Below are 17,677 nucleotides of genomic sequence, written 5' to 3' on the forward strand. Positions count from 1 at the left end.
AACAGTCGGATCGAAGGAGCGCGGCGGGACCGGTGACGGCGGCTGGCCTCAGGAGGCCGAACCCTCGCCCTCGGCGTGCTGGCGGAGCGCCCGGGCGAGACCGGAGGGAACCTCGTTGATGCCCACGGCAACCTTGGTGGCCACGGCGTTGATCGCACCGGCGATCTGGGCCATGAGCACCTCCTTGGAGGGCAGATCCCCGATGGCCTTGATGTCGTTCTGGGAGAGGAGCTTGCCTTCGAACAGGCCTCCCTTCACCTCCGACTTCTTGGTGTCCTTCTGGAAGGACTGCAGGGCCTTCACCGCACCGCCGACGTCGCCCTTGACGAGCACGAAGGCGTTGGTGCCGGTGAGCAGGGATTCGAGGTCCGACCAGGCGCTGTCACCATCAATGGCCCGGCGCATCAAGGTGTTCTTGGTCACCTTGCAGATGCCGTTGCTGGCCTGCAGACGGGTGCGCAGGTCAGACATCTCCTTGATGGTCAGGCCCTTGTAATCGAGGACCAGCGCCATTTCGGCTTCACCGAGGAGCCCCTTGAGCTCTTCGACGATCTGTTGCTTGTTCTCCAGAGTGCGGCCCATGGGATGAGGAACGGATCGGGGGAACAAGCTGGGCATGCGGCCCTGGACGGTGGCCGGGGAGATTCAGGGAATCACCGCCCGGACCTCGAGGCCGCTGCACGTTCCGCTGCCGATCCGCTCGCCGGCGGCATGGCGCCGCTGCTGCACGGGAGGCTGAAACCTGTCGCGTTCACCTCGGCGGGACTTACGCCTGGGCGATGCGCTGGCCGAGGACCGGTCGACGGATCGCCCAGACAACCTGCTGTCTGGGGTCGGGCGCGTGCCCGTGCCGGATGAATCGGCTCTGTCAAACTACCCCATCGGCCGCACCGCCTTGCCCCGCCCGGAGCAGCCCAGCGTGACGCCTGCTGCAACAGCCACCACAGCCGGCCAGGAGCCCCCTTCGGTGATCGGGCTGTGGCGAGAGGGCGAACGGAGCCTGCTCGAATCCCTGCTCGATCTGGAACGCCGCTCAGGGGCGGTTCGCGCAGCAGGCCACGGCAAACGGTTGCAGGAGCGACTGGAGCAGGTGCCTGCCGCAGCGCTGAGCCCCTGGATCTATCTCCTCTACTACCGCATCGGCCAGTGCGTCCTCAGCGGGCGCCAGCCATCGGCGCGGCTGGAGTTGCTGCTCGACTGGCTGGGCTGCGAGCTGCCTCAGGGCCCTCCGGCCTCCGGGGTGGTGAGCTTCGCAGACGCCGGCAGGCCGGAGTGGCAGTGGCGGGACCTGCTGGAGCTCTTCCAGGAGGGGGGGGATTTCGTCGCCGACCTGGAAGGGCCGGACACCGCTGAGACCGACCGCTGGCGTGAGGCGATCACCGCGGCACGCTCCCTGATCGCCGGGGTGGATCCTGCCCTCCACGGTCTGATGGAACAGCTTCAGAGCCAGGTGGTGCTGACCATGCCGGGCGAGCGGGCCAGGCGGGCCGGGACGAGCTTCGGCGGGGCCACCACCTTCTTCTTCCGCGGCGGCTCGCTGATCAACTGCGCCGCCCGGCTCGAACCGGCCCAGCTGCTGGAGCGGCTCGTGCACGAATTCGCCCACACCGAACTGTTCGTGATCGGGCAGGATTCACGCCTCTGCCGCAACGACGACGATGAGCGCCACCAGGTGCTGATCCGTCCGGACCCCCGGCCGATGCACGGCATCATCCACGCGCTGTATGTGAGTGCGCGCTGCGCCGAGCTGTTCCGCCGCCTGCTCGCTGCGGAGCTGCCCGGGGACACGCCAGGGCAAGGCCCCCGCGATGGGATCAGGGCCATGCTCGAGCGGGTGACGGCCCTGGGGCGATCCGCCCTGGAGGCCGTGCAGAAACACGGCCAGCTCACCGAAACGGGCGCCGGGGTGGTGGCTGTGAGCCGGGCGCGGCTCGACCTCAGCGGCGCTGATGGGCGCTGATCGCATCCAGAAGCTCGCGCACCGACTTCATCAGCAACACGTCGTCGGGGGTGAGTGGCACGCCGTGATCGAGCTCGAGATGCAGGCACACCTCCATCAGCCCCAGGCTTTCAAGGCCCAGCTCCTCCAGTGCCATCGTTTCGGCCTGGGATCGCAGCTGCGCGATCACGGCATCGATGTCGGCGCCAGGCACCGACTGGGCCAGCAGGCTGTCGACCAGAGCATCGAGGGCCTGGGCGCGCTCAGGTGCGGGATCGGGCACGGTGCGCCATGGGCGGAGCCGGGGATGGAGGCTTGACTGGCAAGGTTAATCTGAACGTCCATCCCTATCTCACAGGGTCATGCCCGAACTGTTCGGATTCCGGCTTCTTCAGGAGCAGCCAGGGCTGGTGGCAGCCCTGCAGATCGCCGAGGACTTCCCCCTGCTCGCCATCCCCGAGGCCGCCACCACGGCCACCCATTCCGCCCTCTCAGCCAAGGTGGGGGCAGATGAACCCCCCGGCGGCAAGAACAAATCCGGTGGCGGTGACGGCACCAACCCTGGGGGCGGCGGCAACCCCGATGGCAAGGATAACCCTGGCACACCCTGAGCTTGGGTCACAGGCTCCTGAGGCTTCCGACCCAGGGACCTGTGGCGGTGAACCAGAGGCCTGGCGGTATCAACCCCTCCCATCCAGCCCACGGGCTGGATTTTTTGTTTCCAGACACTGGCTGCATGGCCCGATCCCACGGACCCCCACACCTGGCCACCGTCCTACCTGACCTCCTGATCACGGCCATCGCTCAAGCCTCGCTGGACTGGGCCGGCCATGTCTGGGAGCCCGGCCGCTTCGCCACACGCGCCCTCGAGTTCCGGCGGACACTGCAGGAGTGGCTTCCCGAGGCAGGCAGTGGAGGCCAGCCGGTGCGCCTGGGAATCCTGGCCGGAGAGCACATCCACCACCTCGCCGCCTTGGTGGGCGTGCTGCTGGGGGGATGGACCCAGGCCCTGGTGCCCCTGGGAATCACCTCCAGTGAACGCTGCACCCTGCGGCGACGCTACGGACTCACCCATCTGCTCAGCGATCATCCGGGAGGGGGCGGCTGGGCGGACGCCATCCCGCTCGGCGAGCCTCTCGCCGGCTGGCAACTGCACGCCCTGCCTCCTCTGCAGGCAAGCCCTTCAGCGATCCATGCGGACGCGCTGTTTCTGAGCCTGAGTTCCGGCACAAGCTCCGGACAGGGCAGCCTGAACTGCAGAACGGCGGCGGATCTGCTCTGGAGCCTGCAGGGGGTGGACTGGTCGCCCTACCGCCTGCTGCAGCGCCCCCTGCTCGGCACAAGCATGCAGTACGCCAATGCCCGCATGTTCAAGCTGTTCCACCTGCTGCAGGGTCACCACCTGATCCTGCGGGATTTCGACGATCCCTTCCGGCCCGAGCACTTCGAAGCCGGGGCACAGTCCTGCACCTTCGACCCTGGGGCATTGCGCTCCTGTCTGCGGCTCGGGCAGCTGCAGCGCTGCCCGGCCGACTTCCTCTGCGTGGTGGGGGCCGACCACGTGCCCATGGATCTGCGCCGTGCCGTCGCCGACCTGGGGCGTCCCCGCGTCGGGGTGGTCTACGCCACCAGCCAGACCGGACCGCTCACCTGGCTGCCACCGGAGGAACTGCTGGATGAACCGGAATCCCTCGGCCGGCCCCTGGCGAATGTGGTGCTGGAACCGATCGACGACACTGCCCCCCTGCTCAGGGACGGGCTGGAATTCCGGGAAATGAGGGTGCGCAAGACCTGGCACATCCGCCCGCCCGGTCAACCCGGAGCCGCCCCCGTGCCGGTGAAGGTGGTGGAGGGATTCAACCCGAACGACCTGCTGGCCCGCTCCCCCTCCGGCCAGATCATCTTCGGCGGACGCGCCAACGACGTCTTCCTGTTCCGCAGCCTGCTGGTGTCACCCCTGGAGATCGAGGAGGTGCTCCGCGCCCAGCCGGAGGTGCTGGACTGCGCCGGCTTCGGGGCCCCGTCGCCCCACTACGGGGCCGTGCCGATGGCGGCCGTGGTGCTGCGGCCAGGCGTGGATCCCCAGGAGACCTCAGACCGTCTGCGCCGGCTGGCCCGGGAGCAGCTGGGTGTGCGCTCTCCCAAGAAGATCGTGGTGCTGCCGGATGATCTGCCCCGGGGGCCCACGGGCAAGCCCCTGCGGCGGGTGCTGGCGGACGCCCACCGCCTCGGCTGATTGCCCCTCCCCCCCGACCCCCCGTGTTGAACCCCGTCAGCGACACCCAGCACCTGCCCTGGGCAGACCTGGAGGAGGAACTCCTGCAGGAATCCCCTCAGCAGTGGTATGAACGGATCCGGGCGGTTGATTCCAACAACCTGGTGAACCTGCACCGGATGGTGATCAACCGCTTCGCCACTCCGGCCGAACTGCAGGCCTGCCTGGAGGCCCACCGCCGCGACGGCTCCCCCTGGCCCAGCATGCGCAACTGGGAGTTTCAGGCGAGCACCTTCGTTCCGGGGCTGATCGACGAACCGCAACCCATCCGCCGCCATCGCTGGGAAGCCGCGGGCTTCCACTTCTATGCCTACGGGCACGAGACCGCCGGCACAGAGCGTCCCTGTCTGATCGGCCTGCCGGGGGACTACGGCCTGCTGATGGCGCCGGGACCGTTCGTGATCGAGGCGTTGGCCAGGCTGGGATGGGACCTGATCCTGGTGCGCCGGCAGCGCCGGGAATCATTTCTGGCCGGAGACGGCGCCCGGCTTCTGGAACTGTCGGACGCTCTGCAGGCAACGCTGCCCGGCATCTCCGGTTCCCTGGGTGCTGGCGACGGCAGACGCTGCGCGGTGCTGGGCAGCAGCACAGGCGCTCTGGCGGCTCTGGTGCTGGCGGAACAGCTGGGCGCTCGCCGTGGCATCGCCCTCTGCGCCCTGGCCAGTGAGGCGATGCTGCGGCCCGGTGATGGTGTGCTCGACCGCTGTCGTCATCCTGAGGCGGAAGCCAGCGCAGGCCCGAGCAATCTTCTGCTGGTCTACCCGGCGGAGCACGACCAGGACCGTGATCACGCCCTGCGGATTGCGTCGTACTACCGCACCCGCTCACCGCGGCCCGGCAGCCTCACCCTGAGGGGGTACGAGGGCTGCCACGGCCACACGCTGCACCGGGATCTGGTGGAGCAAGGGTGGACCCTCACCGAGATCCACCGCCACCTTCTGGAGCAGGCCCCGCTTCCCCCGATCCGCTGCCGGGAGGAGCGGCTCATCCCTCCTGCTTGAGGTCCTGCAGGGCGGCGAAGTCCACCTGCACCGAGGGGCCCATGGTGGAGGTCACGTAGAGGGAGCGCCAGTAGCGGCCCTTGGCACCGCTGGGCTTGTTGCGGTCGATGGTTTCCTGCAGGGCCTTGAGGTTGTCGAGCAGCTTGGCCACGTCGAAGCTGGCCTTGCCGAAGCGCACGTGCACGATGCCGGTGCGGTCGGCGCGGAACTCCAGCTTGCCGGCCTTGAACTCGGCGATGGCGCCGGCCAGGTCGGTGGTGACGGTGCCGGCCTTGGGGTTGGGCATCAGGCCGCGGGGACCGAGCACCCGGCCCAGCTTGGCCACCTTGGGCATCATGTCCGGGGTGGCGATCAGCAGGTCGAAGTCCATCGCACCGCCGGCGATGCTCTCCACCAGGTCGTCGTCGCCGGCCAGGTCGGCCCCAGCGGCCTTGGCGGCGGCGACCGCTTCACCGCGGGCGATCACGGCGATGCGGATGGTCTGACCCGTGCCGTGGGGCAGGGCCACTGTGGTGCGCAGTTGCTGGTCGGTGTACTTGGGGTCGATGCCCAGGCGCACGTGGGCTTCGATCGTCTCGTCGAACTTGGCGGTGGCGTTGGCCTTCACCAGCTCGAGAGCCTCGAGCGGGGCATAGGCCTGATCGGCCACCTTGGCGGCCAGGTCGGAGTAGCGCTTGGAAACTTTGGGCATGGCAGGAATGGGGTGCGGGCGAACCGGTGCTGGGCCTCAGGCCCGGCCGGATCTCCCCCGGTGAATGGATGGAAGGGATGGTGTCTGAACCAGCAGGCTCAGTCGTTCACGGCGACGCCCATGTTGCGGGCGGTGCCTTCGATGATGCGCATGGCCGACTCCACGCTGGTGCAGTTGAGGTCGGGCAGCTTGGTCTTGGCGATCTCCTCGAGCTGGGCGCGGGAAATGGCACCCACCGCTCCCTTGGAAGAGGTGGCGGCACCCTTCTCGATGCCGGCGGCCTTGGAGATCAGCACCGAGGCGGGCGGGGTCTTGGTGATGAAGGTGAAGCTGCGGTCCTCGAAGACCGAGATCTCCACCGGAATCACATAACCGGCCTTGTCCTGGGTGCGGGCGTTGTACTCCTTGCAGAACGCCATGATGTTGACGCCATGCTGACCGAGGGCAGGGCCCACGGGCGGCGCCGGGTTGGCTTTGCCGGCCTGGAGGGCCAGCTTGATCACGGCTACGACTTTCTTGGCCATCGTCTGGGGCTACGGGGCAACTCTGCGGATCACCCCCATCGCCGGGGGTGTGGCGGAAACGGCCGCCCTCCGCAGGGAGACGGCCGCTGAGCGAAGGCCGGGGCCTCAGCTCTGCTTGCTGATCTGGGAGAACTCGAGCTCCACGGGGGTTTCCCGGCCGAAGATCGAGAGCAGGGCCTTGAGCTTGTTGCGCTCGCCGCTCACCTCGATCACCTCGCCCTGGAAGTCCTTGAACGGACCGGCGGTGACCAGGATCTGATCGCCCTCGGCCAGGTCGACCTTCACCACAGGCTTCTTCTCGGCCGCCCGCTTGAAGATGCGGTCCACCTCCTGGCGGGACAGGGGCCGGGGCTTGATGTGGCCCCGGGCCCGGGCGGTGGCGCGGCGCTCCTCGGCCCCCACGAAATTGATCACGTTGGGGGTGCTGCGCACCGCCATCATCGTGTCCTCATCGAGCACCATGCGCACCAGCACATAGCCGGGGAACACCTTCTCCTCGGTGCTGGTGCGGTTGCCGTCCTTCTTGATCTTCACCCCCGGGGTCTGGGGGATCTCGATCTCGAGGATGCGGTTGTCCACGCCCAGGGTGACGGCCCGCTGCTCCAGGGTGGCCTTCACCTTCTTCTCGCAGCTGGAGGCCACCTGCACGGCATACCAGCGGGCCACCTGACGCTTCTCCGCAGGCTCGGCCGTCGCGCTGAGGGCGGCATCAGGGGCGGCATCAAGGGCGGTGGATGTCTCGGGCAGGATCTCGGACACGGTGTTCACAGGAGAAGTCGGGGTCGGCGGCTGGCGGACGGCGGAATCAGCGGAACAGCTGGGAGGCGGCCCAGCCGAAGAAGCGGTCGATGGCGGCGATGGCGGCGGCCGACAGGCCCACCATCAGGATCACGGCCACCGACTCGCTGAACAGCTGCTGGCGACTCGGCCAGACCACCCGGCGCAGTTCATCGAGGGTGGCGGCGGCGAACCCCCCACCCGAGGCGGCGGCATCGGCCGCGGCCCCCTGAACCGCAAGGGGCTCCGTGGCCGTGGCCGGGTCCTGACTTGGCTGGGCGGGCTGGGTCGCGTCGGGCTCCACGGCGGGCTCGGCTGGGGATGACGTCTGGGCGTCTGGACAATCGACCACCCTACCGGAGGGCCTGGAAGCGAAGCTCCTCGCCAGCGGCGTCGGCGAGCTCGACCCTCACGCCACCGGCGCCGCTGAAGCGCTCGGCCAGCAGCTCGGTGGCCAGGGGGTTCTCGATGCGGCGGCGCAGCACCCGCCGCAGCGGCCGGGCCCCGTACTCCGGCTCGTAGCCCTGCTTCGCCAGCGCCTGCACCACCGGCTCCTCCACCACCAGCTCCAGGTTCTGCTCGGCCAGCAGGGCCCCCAGCTCGGCCAGCTGCAGGCGCACGATGCGCTGCAGGTCGGCGGGGGAGAGCGGGCGGAAGCGGATCACCTCGTCGATGCGGTTGAGGAATTCCGGCCGGAACTGGCTGGCCAGGGCGGCCTCGACGGCCTGCTCCAGCTGCCGCTCGCGCTGGTCGGGATCCCCTCCCGCCCGCGCGTTGTCGAGAATCGCCCGGCTGGCCAGGTTGCTGGTCATGATCACCACGGTGTGGCGGAAGTCCACCGTGCGGCCCTGGGAGTCGGTGAGGCGGCCGTCATCGAGCACCTGCAGCAGCAGGTTGAACACCTCCGGGTGGGCCTTCTCCACCTCGTCGAGCAGCAGCACGGCGTAGGGGCGGCGGCGCACGGCCTCGGTGAGCTGGCCGCCCTCCTCGTAGCCCACATAGCCCGGAGGGGCGCCCACCAGCCTGGCCACGGCGTTGCGCTCCATGAACTCGCTCATGTCGAGCCGCACCAGCGCCTCCTCCTCGTCGAACAGGGCCGCCGCCAGGGCCTTGGCCAGTTCGGTCTTGCCCACACCGGTGGGGCCGAGGAACAGGAACGAACCCACCGGCCGGGTGGGGGCCTGCATGCCGGCCCGGGCCCGGCGGATCGCCGCCGCCACCGCCGCCACCGCCTCCCCCTGGCCGATCACCCTCTCCTCCAGCCGGGCCTCCAGCTCCAGCAGCTTCTGGCGTTCGCCCGCCAGCAGGCGCTGCACCGGGATGCCGGTCCAGCGGCCCACCACATCGGCGATGTCACCCGCCTCCACCTGCTCGCGCAGGATCGACTCACCGCTGCGCTGGTCCGCCAGCTGCTCGGCCTCGAGGGCCTCGCGGCGCTGCTGCACCGCCTGCAGCCGGTCCACCTGCAGCCGGGCCGCCTCCTCCCAGGCCCCGTCGCGCTCGGCCTCGGCGATGGCCTGGCGCAGATCCTCCTCCCGCTGGAACAGCTCGCGCAGCTCCGCCAGCTGCTCCCGCTCCCGGCGCCAGCGTTCCTGCACCCGCTGCAGGGCCTCGGTGGCCCGCTGCCGCTGCTGCTGCAGCGCCACCCGCTCGGCCTGGGGCGCCGCCTCCGCGGACAGCAGGGCCAGCTCCACCCGGCGCAGTTCGGATTCGGCCTCCTCCACCGGCTGGGGCTTGGAGGTCACCTCCATGCGCAGCTGGGCGGCGGCCTCGTCGATCAGGTCGATGGCCGAATCGGGCAGGCAGCGGTCGCTGATGTAGCGGTCGGCGAGGCGGGCGGCCGCCACCAGCGCGGCATCGCTGATGGTGACGCCGTGGTGCAGCTCGTAGCGCTCCTTGAGGCCGCGCAGGATCGCCACACTGGTCTCCAGGTCGGGTTCGCGCACGATCAGCTGCTGGAAGCGCCGCTCCAGGGCCGCATCCTTGGCGATGCTGCGGCGGTAGTCGTCGGGGGTGGTGGCGCCGATGCAGCGCAGCTCCCCCCGGGCCAGGGCCGGCTTGAGGATGCTGCCGGCATCGGCGCTGGAGCGGTCGCTGCTCACCACGGTGTGCAGCTCGTCGATGAACAGGATCACGCCCGGCTCGGCGTCGCGCACCTCCGCCAGCACGGCGCGCAGGCGCTCCTCGAACTGGCCGCGGAACTTGGCGCCGGCGATCAGGGCGCCCAGATCGAGCGCCACCAGGCGCTGCCCCAGCAGGGCCTCAGGCACCTCCCCGGCGACGATGCGCTGGGCCAGCAGCTCCACCACGGCGGTCTTGCCCACGCCGGGCTCCCCCAGCAGCACGGGGTTGTTCTTGCTGCGCCGCGAGAGCACCTGGATCAGGCGCCGGATCTCGGCGTCGCGGCCGATCACCGGATCCAGCTCGCCGCCGCGGGCCGCGGCGGTGAGGTCGCGGCCGTAGCGCTCGAGAGCGGTGGGCTCGGCCTCCTCGGGCTGGAGCTGCGGCCCCGGCTCCGGCGCCGCCTCCGTGGCCCCGCGGACGGCGGCGGGAGGCGGGGCACTGGAGGGAGCATCGATCCAGGCATCCGCCGCACGCTGCGCAGGCGCGGCAGGGCGGACGGGCAGGCGGGGCGGGGCGGGCCCGGCGGGTTCCGAGGCCGGCCCGGCGGTGCGCAGGCAGCGCAGCAGTTGCTCCTCCGCCAGCCCCTCGGCGGCCAGGAGCGACGCGCCGATGCGCGGTTCGTCCAGCAGCGCCAGCAGCAGGTGAGGAACGTCGATCAGCCGCGAGCCCCAGGCGGCCCGGCGCCGGTCGGACGCCTCGAGCAGATCCTCCAGGGCGTCGCCGATGTAGAGGTCGCCGCCCGCCCCCCCCGGCTGCTCCAGGCAGAAGCCCTCCACGGCATCCAGCAGCCGGTCGGCGTCGATCGGCAGCCGCTCCACCCAGCCGGCGAAGCGCCGATCCAGCAGCAGGGCCTGGAGCAGGTGCTCCACGTCCATGGCGCCATGGCGCCAGCGCCGGGCCGTGTCCTGGCTGGCGAGCAGCAGCTCCCAGGCGTCGTCGCTGAAGCGCTCGGGATCGCTGGTGAGGGTGGCGGGCAGGCGCTCGTCGGCGGCGGCGGGGGAGTCGGTGCGCATCTCAGGCGGCGGCGCGGGAGCTGAGCTCGATCAGCTCCACCTTGTAACCGTCCGGATCCTCCACGAAGGCAATCACGGTGCTGCCGTGCTGCTTGGGGCCCGGTTCGCGCACCACCCGGCCGCCCTTGGCGCGGATCCGTTCGCACACGCCGTGGATGTCATCCACCCCCAGGGCGATGTGGCCGTAGGCATTGCCCAGCTCGTAGCTGGCGGTGTCCCAGTTGTGGGTGAGCTCGAGCACGGCGTGGTCGCTCTCGTCGCCGTAGCCCACGAAGGCCAGGGTGAAGCGGCCGGCGGGATAGTCCTTGCGGCGCAGCAGGCGCATGCCCAGCACCTCGGTGTAGAAGGCCAGGGAGCGCTCCAGATCCCCCACCCGGAGCATGGTGTGCAGCAGGCGCATGGGTCGGTGGCGGGGTGGTGGAACGGTGAACAGGTGGCGGAACCGCAGCAGGCCGGCGGTGGCGGGGGTGCAGCGCGGCGGGGCTGAGCCCTGCGGCCATTGTGGAGGCGAATGCCTGGAGCAGTGCCCGAACGCACTCCGGAGGCCCCAGGGGTGACCCATAAGATCCCCCGCAGACATCCCGACAGCGGCTCCGTGATCGATTCTCTCGACCTTGTGATCGACACAGTGGTGGCCCGCGAGGTGCTGGATTCCCGCGGCACCCCCACCGTGGAGGCGGAGGTGCTGCTCGAGGGCGGTGCCAGCGGGCGGGCGATCGTGCCCAGCGGCGCCAGCACCGGTGCCCACGAGGCCCACGAGCTGCGCGACGGCGGCAGCCGCTACATGGGCAAGGGGGTGCTGCAGGCGGTGAGCAACATCGAGGAGAAGATCGCCCCCAGCCTCTGCGGCCTCAGCGCCCTCGACCAGGCCGCCGTGGACGCGGCGATGATCGAGCTGGACGGCTCCGACAACAAGAGCGCCCTGGGCGCCAACGCCATCCTGGCCGTGAGCATGGCCACCGCCCGGGCCGCCGCCAATGGCGTGGGGCTGCCGCTCTACCGCTACCTGGGCGGACCGATGGCCAGCCTGCTGCCGGTGCCGCTGATGAACGTGATCAACGGCGGCGCCCACGCCGCCAACAGCCTCGATTTCCAGGAGTTCATGCTGGTGCCCCACGGCGCCCCCAGCTTCCGCGAGGCGCTGCGCATGGGCACCGAGGTGTTCCACGTGCTCAAGGGTCTGCTCAAGGACAGGGGCCTGAGCACCGCCGTGGGCGACGAGGGCGGCTTCGCGCCGGATCTGGGCAACGTGGAGGCCGGCGAGCTGCTGGTGCAGGCGATCGAGAAGGCCAGCTACCGCCCCGGCGATCAGATCTCCCTGGCCCTCGATGTGGCCAGCACCGAGTTCTTCAACGACGGCCACTACGCCTTCGACGGCGGCAGCTACACCAGTGCCGAGATGGTGGACCAGCTGGCGGCGCTGGTGAGCCGCTTCCCGATCGTCTCGATCGAGGACGGCGTGGCCGAGGACGACTGGGAGGGCTGGGGCCTGCTCACCGAAAAGCTGGGCGCCACCGTGCAGCTGGTGGGTGACGACCTGTTCGTGACCAACACCAGCCGTCTGCAGCGGGGCATCGATCTGGGGGTGGCCAACTCGATCCTGATCAAGGTGAACCAGATCGGCTCCCTCACCGAGACCCTGCAGGCGATCGACCTGGCGGGCCGCGCCGGCTACACCAGCGTGATCAGCCACCGCAGCGGCGAGACCGAGGACACCACCATCGCCGACCTGTCGGTGGCCACCCGCGCCGGCCAGATCAAGACCGGTTCGCTGAGCCGCTCCGAGCGCGTGGCCAAGTACAACCAGCTGCTGCGCATCGAAGACGAACTCGGCAGCCAGGCCGTCTACGCCGGCGCCGAGGACCGCGGCCCCCGCGGCAAGGGCTGAGTGCGCCCCTAAGGGGCGCCGCCGATCCCCGGCAGCTGATCGAGCCGGCCGTCACGCCGCAGGCGGGCCTGGAGCTTGAGCCAGCTGAGGCTCACCGGCGCGGCCAGCACCAGGGGCACCGCCACCAGGGCCGGCCGGGTGCTCACGGCCAGCAGGGCGGCCGCCACGGCCAGGCCGGCCAGCAGCATCGACTGGCCGGCGCTCTGCTGAGCCAGGGCCAGCCGGCGCAGCAGACGGTCGGTCTCGCCGGCGCGGATCTGCACCTGCAGATCCCCCTGCTCGATGCGCGAGAGGCTCTCGTCGAGGCGGCGGGGGATGCCCAGGGCGCGGCTGCCCACCTCGGCGGCCTGGCGGGAGATCTCACCGATCAGGGCAGAACCGCCGAGGCTGCCGCGCGAACCCGCTCCACCACTTGAGGTCATCAGGGGCAGGAGGTAGGGACGGGCTATCGACACCAGGCTAAAGCCGGGATCGAGGCTGCGCCCCACGCCCTCGAAGGTGGAGAGGGCCCGCATCACGAAGATCAGCTCCGGCGGCAGCCGGAAGGGCTGCCCGTAGACAAGCGAATAGAGGTCCCCCGAGAGCTTGTTGATCACGTTGGCGGAGAAGGGCGGCGTCAGCGCCTCGGTGAGCATCACGCGCACCAGCCGCCGCACCGGCCCCGGATCCACCCCCGCCGCGATCACGCCGGCGGCCTGCAGTTCCTCCACCAGGGCGCCGGCGTCGCGGGCAGCCGCAGCCCGCACCATCCGGCCCAGGCGTGAGCGCAGGCGGCCCGACAGCTGCCCCATCATCCCGAAGTCGTAGTAGATGAGGGCCCCGTCGGGGGCCACCGCCAGGTTGCCCGGGTGGGGGTCGGCGTGGAAGAAGCCGAAGCGCACCAGCTGCTGCAGGTAGCTGGCGGCCCCCTTCTCGGCCACCCTGCCCGGATCGATGCCCGCCTCCAGCAGGGCTTCACGGTCAGTGACCTTGATGCCCGGCACGTAATCCAGGCAGAGCACGCGCCGGGAGCTGAGTTCCCAGATCACCGCCGGGATGCGGATGCCGGGGTCATCGAGGAACTGCTGGCGGAAGCGGGCGGCGTGCTCGGCCTCCAGGCGGAAGTCCAGTTCCCGCAGCAGCACGCGCCGGCATTCCTTGGCGATGCCCACCCAGTCGCGGCCCCGGCCCCAGTGGGGATGGCGCTGGACCAGGGCGGCCACCTGCTGCAGCACCTCCAGATCCAGCCGGAACAGGTGCTCCAGGCCGGGACGCTGCACCTTCAGCACCACCTGGCGGCCGCTGCGCAGGCTGGCGCGGTGCACCTGGGCCAGGCTGGCGGATCCCAGCGGCGTGGGATCGAGGTCGATGATCTCGGCGCAGCGCTCGGCCAGTTCCGCCTCCAGCAGCTCCTGCACCACGGCGAAGGGGAAGGCGGGCACCCGGTCCTGCAGCAGGGCCAGCTCCTCCACCAGCTCGGCGGGCAGCACATCGGGCCGGGCCGAGAGCAGCTGGCCGAGCTTGATGAAGGCCGAACCCAGCGCCAGAAATTCGGCGGTGAGCCAGCGGGCCCGCCGGCGGGCCCGCTGGGAGCGGCGCTCGGGGGTGGAACCACCGGGATAGGTCCAGCTCTGGCCGTCCCACCAGAGCCCCAGGCTCAGCCGCAGGGCCAGCCACCAGATGCGCAGTGGTCGCCAGAGCAGGGGTCTGCCGATCACGGCGTCTGATCGAGGCGTCGGCTGAATCCCGCCACCTGGGCCCGCAGGGCATCGATGCGGTCCTGCAGTTCCGCCGCTGAAACGTGGGGATCGCTGCCGACCGCCGCAGCGCCGGACGTGGCCGTCTCCGGCTGGGAGCCGCTGGCCTGGGATGGGTCGTGGGCGGAGGGGCCTCGCTCCAGCCGCTCGGCCTCCTGTTCCACCTCCTCCCAGAACAGACGCAGCTCCCGCCGCCAGAGCTCGGGAGCGTCCTGCAGGGCCACGGCGGCGTTCGCAGCCGCATCCAGCAGACCGCTGCCGAGTCGGGCCCCCAGTCGGGCGAAGGCCGCCTGCATCAGGCTCTGAGGCGCTGGCATCGGGACCGGCTGCAGCTGCAGGAACTGTGGCAGATGGAACCGCTCAGGGTGTGATGGGCCCAGGCGGCGGGGCCGGCAGCTCAGGCGGGGGCGGCGGGTCGGCGGCCGGGGGAGGAGCGGGGTCAGGCAGCAGCGGGGGAGCCGGCGCGGGTTCGAGATCCCGGTCGAGATCGTCCGCCAGGCTCTCGCGCCGGCGCTCGGCCTCCATCTCCCTGTCGCGGCGTGCCCGCTCCTCCTCGGCCTTGCGCTGCTGCTCCTGCTGCTCCAGCACACCGAGATCACCGCGCAGCGGCCGCGGCTCCTCACCCAGCTTGAGGCGCAGGCTGTCGAGACTGGTGCCCGGGAACTGCCGCATCCGGAACGGTTCCGAGAGCCGCCCGCCGCGCGGCAGCTCCAGTTGCATCAGGCGCTGCACCACGCCGTAGCCCAGGCCGAAACAGACCCCGGCCACCAGCGCCAGGCGCCAGGGGGACGGCATCCGGGCGGGAGTGGAGCGAACGGGAGCGGAACTCGCCATGGGGGAGAGGCTACGTCGTGTAATCGGCGTTGATGCGCACGTACTGATCCGAGAGGTCGCAGCCCCAGGCCACGCCCGCTCCGGGGCCGGCACCCACCACCAGGCGGATCAGCACCGTGTCGCCGCCGGGACCGCTGCCGCCCAGGTAGGTGCCGGCGGCCCGCTCGCGCAGGTAGGCCGCGGCGGCGGGACGGTCGAAGACCAGCGGCTGGCCGGCGGCGATCAGCTGGTGCTCCCCCAGCCACAGGGCCACCGCAGTGGGATCGAAGGGCACCCCGGCTCGGCCGGCGGCGGCCACGATCCGGCCCCAGTTGGGGTCGCGGCCATGCACGGCGCACTTCACCAGCGACGAACCGCAGACGGTGCGGGCGATGGCGCGGGCACCAGCGTCATCTGCCGCCCCCTCGACCTGCACCTCGATCAGGCAGGTGGCGCCCTCGCCGTCGCGGGCGATCGCCCGGGCCAGGTGCTGCGACACCGCCGTCAGGCCGGCCTCCAGCGCCTCGAAGTGCTCGGGGCTCAGGGGCTCACCGGCTGCAAACGCCAGGAACGTGTCGTTGGTGCTGGTGTCGCCGTCCACCGTGATCGCGTTGAAGGAGCGATCCACCGCCCGCTGCACCATGCCCTGCCACACCTCGGCCGGCACGCTGGCATCGCAGGTGAGATAGCCCAGCATCGTGGCCATGTTGGGGTGGATCATTCCCGAGCCCTTGGCCATGCCGCCGATGCGCACGCGGCGGCCGCCCAGACTGGCTTCCAGGGAGATCTGTTTCTCCACCAGATCCGTGGTGAGGATCGCCTGGGCCGCCGCCGCGCCCCCCTCCGGGCTGAGGGCCGCCACCAGCGGGTCGAGGCCGGCCAGCAGGGTGTCCATGGGGATCGGCACGCCGATCACGCCCGTGGAGCAGATCAGCACCTCCTCGGGCGCCAGGCCCAGGCGCTCGGCCGCCGCGGCCGTGGCGGTGAGGCTGTCGGCCAGGCCCCGCTCGCCGGTGCAGGCGTTGGCCTGGCCGGAATTGGTGAGCACGGCGCGGGCGTGGCCACCGCTGGCCGCCAGCCGCTCAGCGCAGAGGTCGACGCAGGCGGCCCGCACCAGGGAGGTGGTGAAGGTGCCGGCGCAGACGGCTCCGGGTGGGGCCAGCAGCAGGGAGAGATCCGGGTTGCCCGAGGCCTTGAGGCCGGCGGTCACCGCGGCGGCCTGAAAACCTTCGGGGGCGGTGATGCCGCCGGGGATCAGGGTCCAGGGGTGGGGGCTGGGAGTCAAGGCGGGGAGGCCGGGGCCGGTGAAGCCATCCTGAAACGCGGGCGGGCCGCCGTGCCCCCGCCCAGACTGGGCCGGCAGCGACGGGGCAGTGGAACGGCCGATGGAAGCCGAACCCGATGCAGGGCTCGATGGGGAGGCGGTGGCGATCTGCCGCCAGCTGGCGGGTGTGCTGTTCCCCTGGGACATCACCCGCTCCCTGGAGCTGGCCCTGCTCAAGACCTTCTGCCTGCCCTCCATCTCCGGGCTGCTCAGCCGCACGGGCGAATTCAGCGAGCGGCCGCGCAAGCGCTACGACGACACCGGCCTGATGGTGGCCGAGCTGCTGCGCCACGGCCCCGACAGCCCGGCCGGTGCGGCGGTGATCAGCCGCATGAACCGCATCCACGGCGCCTACGCCATCAGCAACGACGACTTCCTCTACGTGCTCAGCACCTTCGTGGCCGAGCCGATCCGCTGGCTGGAGCGCCACGGCTGGCGGCCCCTGGGTCCCGCCGAGCAGCAGGCCTTGTTCCGCTTCTGGCGCCATGTGGGCGCTCGCATGGGGATCGGCGCCATTCCCGCCAGCCTGGAGGGCCTGCTGGCGCTGAACACCCAGGTGGAGCGGGAGCTCTTCCGGCCGGCCGAGAGCAACCGGATCGTGAGCGAGGCCACCCTGGCGATGCTGCTGGACGACTGGCCGGCGCCGCTGCGGCCGGCCGTGCGGGGTGTGCTGCAGGCGGTGGTGGAACCGGAGCTGGCAGCGCCGCTGGGCTGGCCTGCCGCCCCTGGGGCGCTGCGCAGCCTGGTGCGGACGGGCCTGCGGCTGCGCAGCCGGCTGCTGAACCGCTGGCAACGGCTGCGGCCACCCCGGGGCAGCCGCTTCTACTCGGAGCGTCCCACCCCCAGCTACGGCGAGCGCTTCCGGCTCGAACAGCTGGGGCCGCCCGCCCTGCTGGAGCGCCTCAACCGCCCCCGCTGGACGGGCCGGCAGCGCCGCATCGGCCTCACCGGCGGCATCGCCAGCGGCAAGAGCACTGTGGGACGGCTGCTGGCGGCGCGGGGGCTGCCGCTGCTGGATGCCGATGCCTATGCCCGCGAGGCCCTGGCGCCGGGCAGTGCGGGCGCACGGGCGGTGCTGGCGCGCTACGGGGAGCGGGTGCGGGCGGCGGGCGGCGCGGAAGCCATCGATCGGGCCGCCCTGGGGGCGATCGTGTTCGCCGATGCGGCGGAGCGCCGCTGGCTGGAGCAGCTGGTGCACCCGATCGTGCGCGCCCGGTTCGAGGCGGAGCTGCAGCGGCTGGCCGCGGCGCCTGCGGTGGTGCTGATGATCCCGCTGCTGTTCGAGGCGGGGCTGGAGGACCTCTGCAGCGAGGTATGGCTTGTGGACTGCGACGCGGGCCAGCAGCTGCAGCGCCTGATGGCCCGCGACGGCCTCAGCGAAGGCGACGCCCGCGCCCGCATCGCCGCCCAGTGGCCGCTGGCACGCAAGCGCCCCCTGGCCGACCGGCTGATCGACAACCGGGGTGGCGCAGAGCAGCTGGTGGCAGAAAGCGAGCGGGTGTTCGCCCGGAGCCGGTAGGCCACGTTCAGCCGCTGGACAGCGCCATCAGGCCGAACAGCGTGCGTCCACAG

18 protein-coding genes are annotated in these 17,677 nt (G+C 71.2%); 6 read left to right on the forward strand and 12 right to left on the reverse strand.

Annotated elements, in window-relative coordinates; all coding sequences use genetic code 11:
- Nucleotides 1-48: 48 nt before the first annotated feature.
- Entirely contained in the window at nt 49-582 is a 534-nt protein-coding gene (gene rplJ, locus KBY90_RS10635) for a 50S ribosomal protein L10 (RefSeq protein ID WP_254968593.1), read from the reverse strand.
- Between the two features lie 259 nt (nt 583-841).
- Between rplJ and KBY90_RS10640 the strand changes: the two genes are divergently transcribed.
- The gene (locus tag KBY90_RS10640) at nt 842-1,960 is read left to right on the forward strand and encodes an aKG-HExxH-type peptide beta-hydroxylase (protein WP_254968594.1); all 1,119 of its coding nucleotides are present in this window, start codon (nt 842-844) and stop codon (nt 1,958-1,960) included.
- On the opposite strand, the gene KBY90_RS15105 is transcribed toward KBY90_RS10640, so the two are convergent.
- Nucleotides 1,938-2,222: an acyl carrier protein gene (locus tag KBY90_RS15105; protein WP_254968596.1), complete on the reverse strand. Its 285-nt coding sequence runs from the start codon at nt 2,220-2,222 to the stop codon at nt 1,938-1,940. The genes KBY90_RS10640 and KBY90_RS15105 overlap by 23 nt on opposite strands.
- Before the next feature lie 79 nt (nt 2,223-2,301).
- Between KBY90_RS15105 and KBY90_RS10650 the strand changes: the two genes are divergently transcribed.
- The 3 genes from KBY90_RS10650 (at nt 2,302) to KBY90_RS10660 (ending at nt 5,215) form a co-directional block, all read left to right on the forward strand.
- A complete protein-coding gene (locus KBY90_RS10650; protein ID WP_254968599.1) occupies nt 2,302-2,550 on the forward strand; it encodes a hypothetical protein in 249 nt (82 codons plus the stop codon).
- Between the two features lie 125 nt (nt 2,551-2,675).
- Entirely contained in the window at nt 2,676-4,175 is a 1,500-nt protein-coding gene (locus KBY90_RS10655) for a class I adenylate-forming enzyme family protein (RefSeq protein ID WP_254968600.1), read from the forward strand.
- 23 nt (nt 4,176-4,198) lie between these two features.
- Nucleotides 4,199-5,215, forward strand: a complete 1,017-nt coding sequence (locus tag KBY90_RS10660) for a hypothetical protein (protein ID WP_254968601.1) — start codon at nt 4,199-4,201, stop codon at nt 5,213-5,215.
- On the opposite strand, the gene rplA is transcribed toward KBY90_RS10660, so the two are convergent.
- From rplA to gloA, 6 genes are all read right to left on the reverse strand, one after another.
- Nucleotides 5,199-5,906, reverse strand: coding sequence for a 50S ribosomal protein L1 (rplA, locus tag KBY90_RS10665; RefSeq protein WP_254968602.1), 708 nt, complete (start codon nt 5,904-5,906; stop codon nt 5,199-5,201). The two genes, KBY90_RS10660 and rplA, sit on opposite strands and share 17 nt — an antisense overlap.
- Before the next feature lie 98 nt (nt 5,907-6,004).
- Nucleotides 6,005-6,430, reverse strand: coding sequence for a 50S ribosomal protein L11 (gene rplK, locus KBY90_RS10670; protein ID WP_254968603.1), 426 nt, complete (start codon nt 6,428-6,430; stop codon nt 6,005-6,007).
- Between the two features lie 105 nt (nt 6,431-6,535).
- Nucleotides 6,536-7,189 (reverse strand): transcription termination/antitermination protein NusG, encoded by a 654-nt coding sequence (gene nusG, locus KBY90_RS10675; RefSeq protein ID WP_254968604.1) that lies wholly within the window; start codon nt 7,187-7,189, stop codon nt 6,536-6,538.
- 46 nt (nt 7,190-7,235) lie between these two features.
- Entirely contained in the window at nt 7,236-7,511 is a 276-nt protein-coding gene (secE, locus tag KBY90_RS15110; protein WP_396122572.1) for a preprotein translocase subunit SecE, read from the reverse strand.
- Nucleotides 7,512-7,560: 49 nt separating this feature from the next.
- On the reverse strand, nt 7,561-10,344 hold the full coding sequence (locus KBY90_RS10685; RefSeq protein ID WP_254968606.1) for an ATP-dependent Clp protease ATP-binding subunit: 2,784 nt from the start codon (nt 10,342-10,344) through the stop codon (nt 7,561-7,563).
- Nucleotide 10,345: 1 nt separating this feature from the next.
- A complete protein-coding gene (gloA, locus tag KBY90_RS10690; protein ID WP_254968608.1) occupies nt 10,346-10,744 on the reverse strand; it encodes a lactoylglutathione lyase in 399 nt (132 codons plus the stop codon).
- A 195-nt stretch (nt 10,745-10,939) separates the two neighbouring features.
- On the opposite strand from gloA, the gene eno reads away from it, so the two are divergent.
- Nucleotides 10,940-12,232 (forward strand): phosphopyruvate hydratase, encoded by a 1,293-nt coding sequence (gene eno / locus KBY90_RS10695; RefSeq protein WP_254968609.1) that lies wholly within the window; start codon nt 10,940-10,942, stop codon nt 12,230-12,232.
- Nucleotides 12,233-12,240: 8 nt separating this feature from the next.
- Here the strand turns inward: eno and KBY90_RS10700 are convergent, their stop codons facing one another.
- Genes KBY90_RS10700 through argJ form a run of 4 tightly spaced genes read right to left on the reverse strand, consistent with a single transcriptional unit; the run spans nt 12,241 to nt 16,066 of the window.
- Entirely contained in the window at nt 12,241-13,929 is a 1,689-nt protein-coding gene (locus KBY90_RS10700; protein WP_254968611.1) for an AarF/ABC1/UbiB kinase family protein, read from the reverse strand.
- Complete coding sequence (locus KBY90_RS10705) at nt 13,926-14,285, reverse strand: hypothetical protein (protein ID WP_254968613.1); 360 nt, start codon at nt 14,283-14,285, stop codon at nt 13,926-13,928. Before KBY90_RS10705 ends, KBY90_RS10700 begins: the two co-directional genes overlap by 4 nt.
- A gap of 43 nt (nt 14,286-14,328) precedes the next feature.
- Nucleotides 14,329-14,802: a hypothetical protein gene (locus KBY90_RS10710; RefSeq protein ID WP_254968615.1), complete on the reverse strand. Its 474-nt coding sequence runs from the start codon at nt 14,800-14,802 to the stop codon at nt 14,329-14,331.
- Between the two features lie 10 nt (nt 14,803-14,812).
- Nucleotides 14,813-16,066 (reverse strand): bifunctional glutamate N-acetyltransferase/amino-acid acetyltransferase ArgJ, encoded by a 1,254-nt coding sequence (argJ, locus tag KBY90_RS10715; RefSeq protein ID WP_254968616.1) that lies wholly within the window; start codon nt 16,064-16,066, stop codon nt 14,813-14,815.
- A gap of 931 nt (nt 16,067-16,997) precedes the next feature.
- On the opposite strand from argJ, the gene coaE reads away from it, so the two are divergent.
- Entirely contained in the window at nt 16,998-17,624 is a 627-nt protein-coding gene (gene coaE, locus KBY90_RS10725; RefSeq protein ID WP_254968683.1) for a dephospho-CoA kinase, read from the forward strand.
- Nucleotides 17,625-17,677 lie beyond the last annotated feature (53 nt).

The sequence above is a fragment of the Cyanobium sp. CH-040 genome (assembly GCF_024346135.1).
In the GTDB taxonomy this organism is placed as follows: domain Bacteria; phylum Cyanobacteriota; class Cyanobacteriia; order PCC-6307; family Cyanobiaceae; genus NIES-981.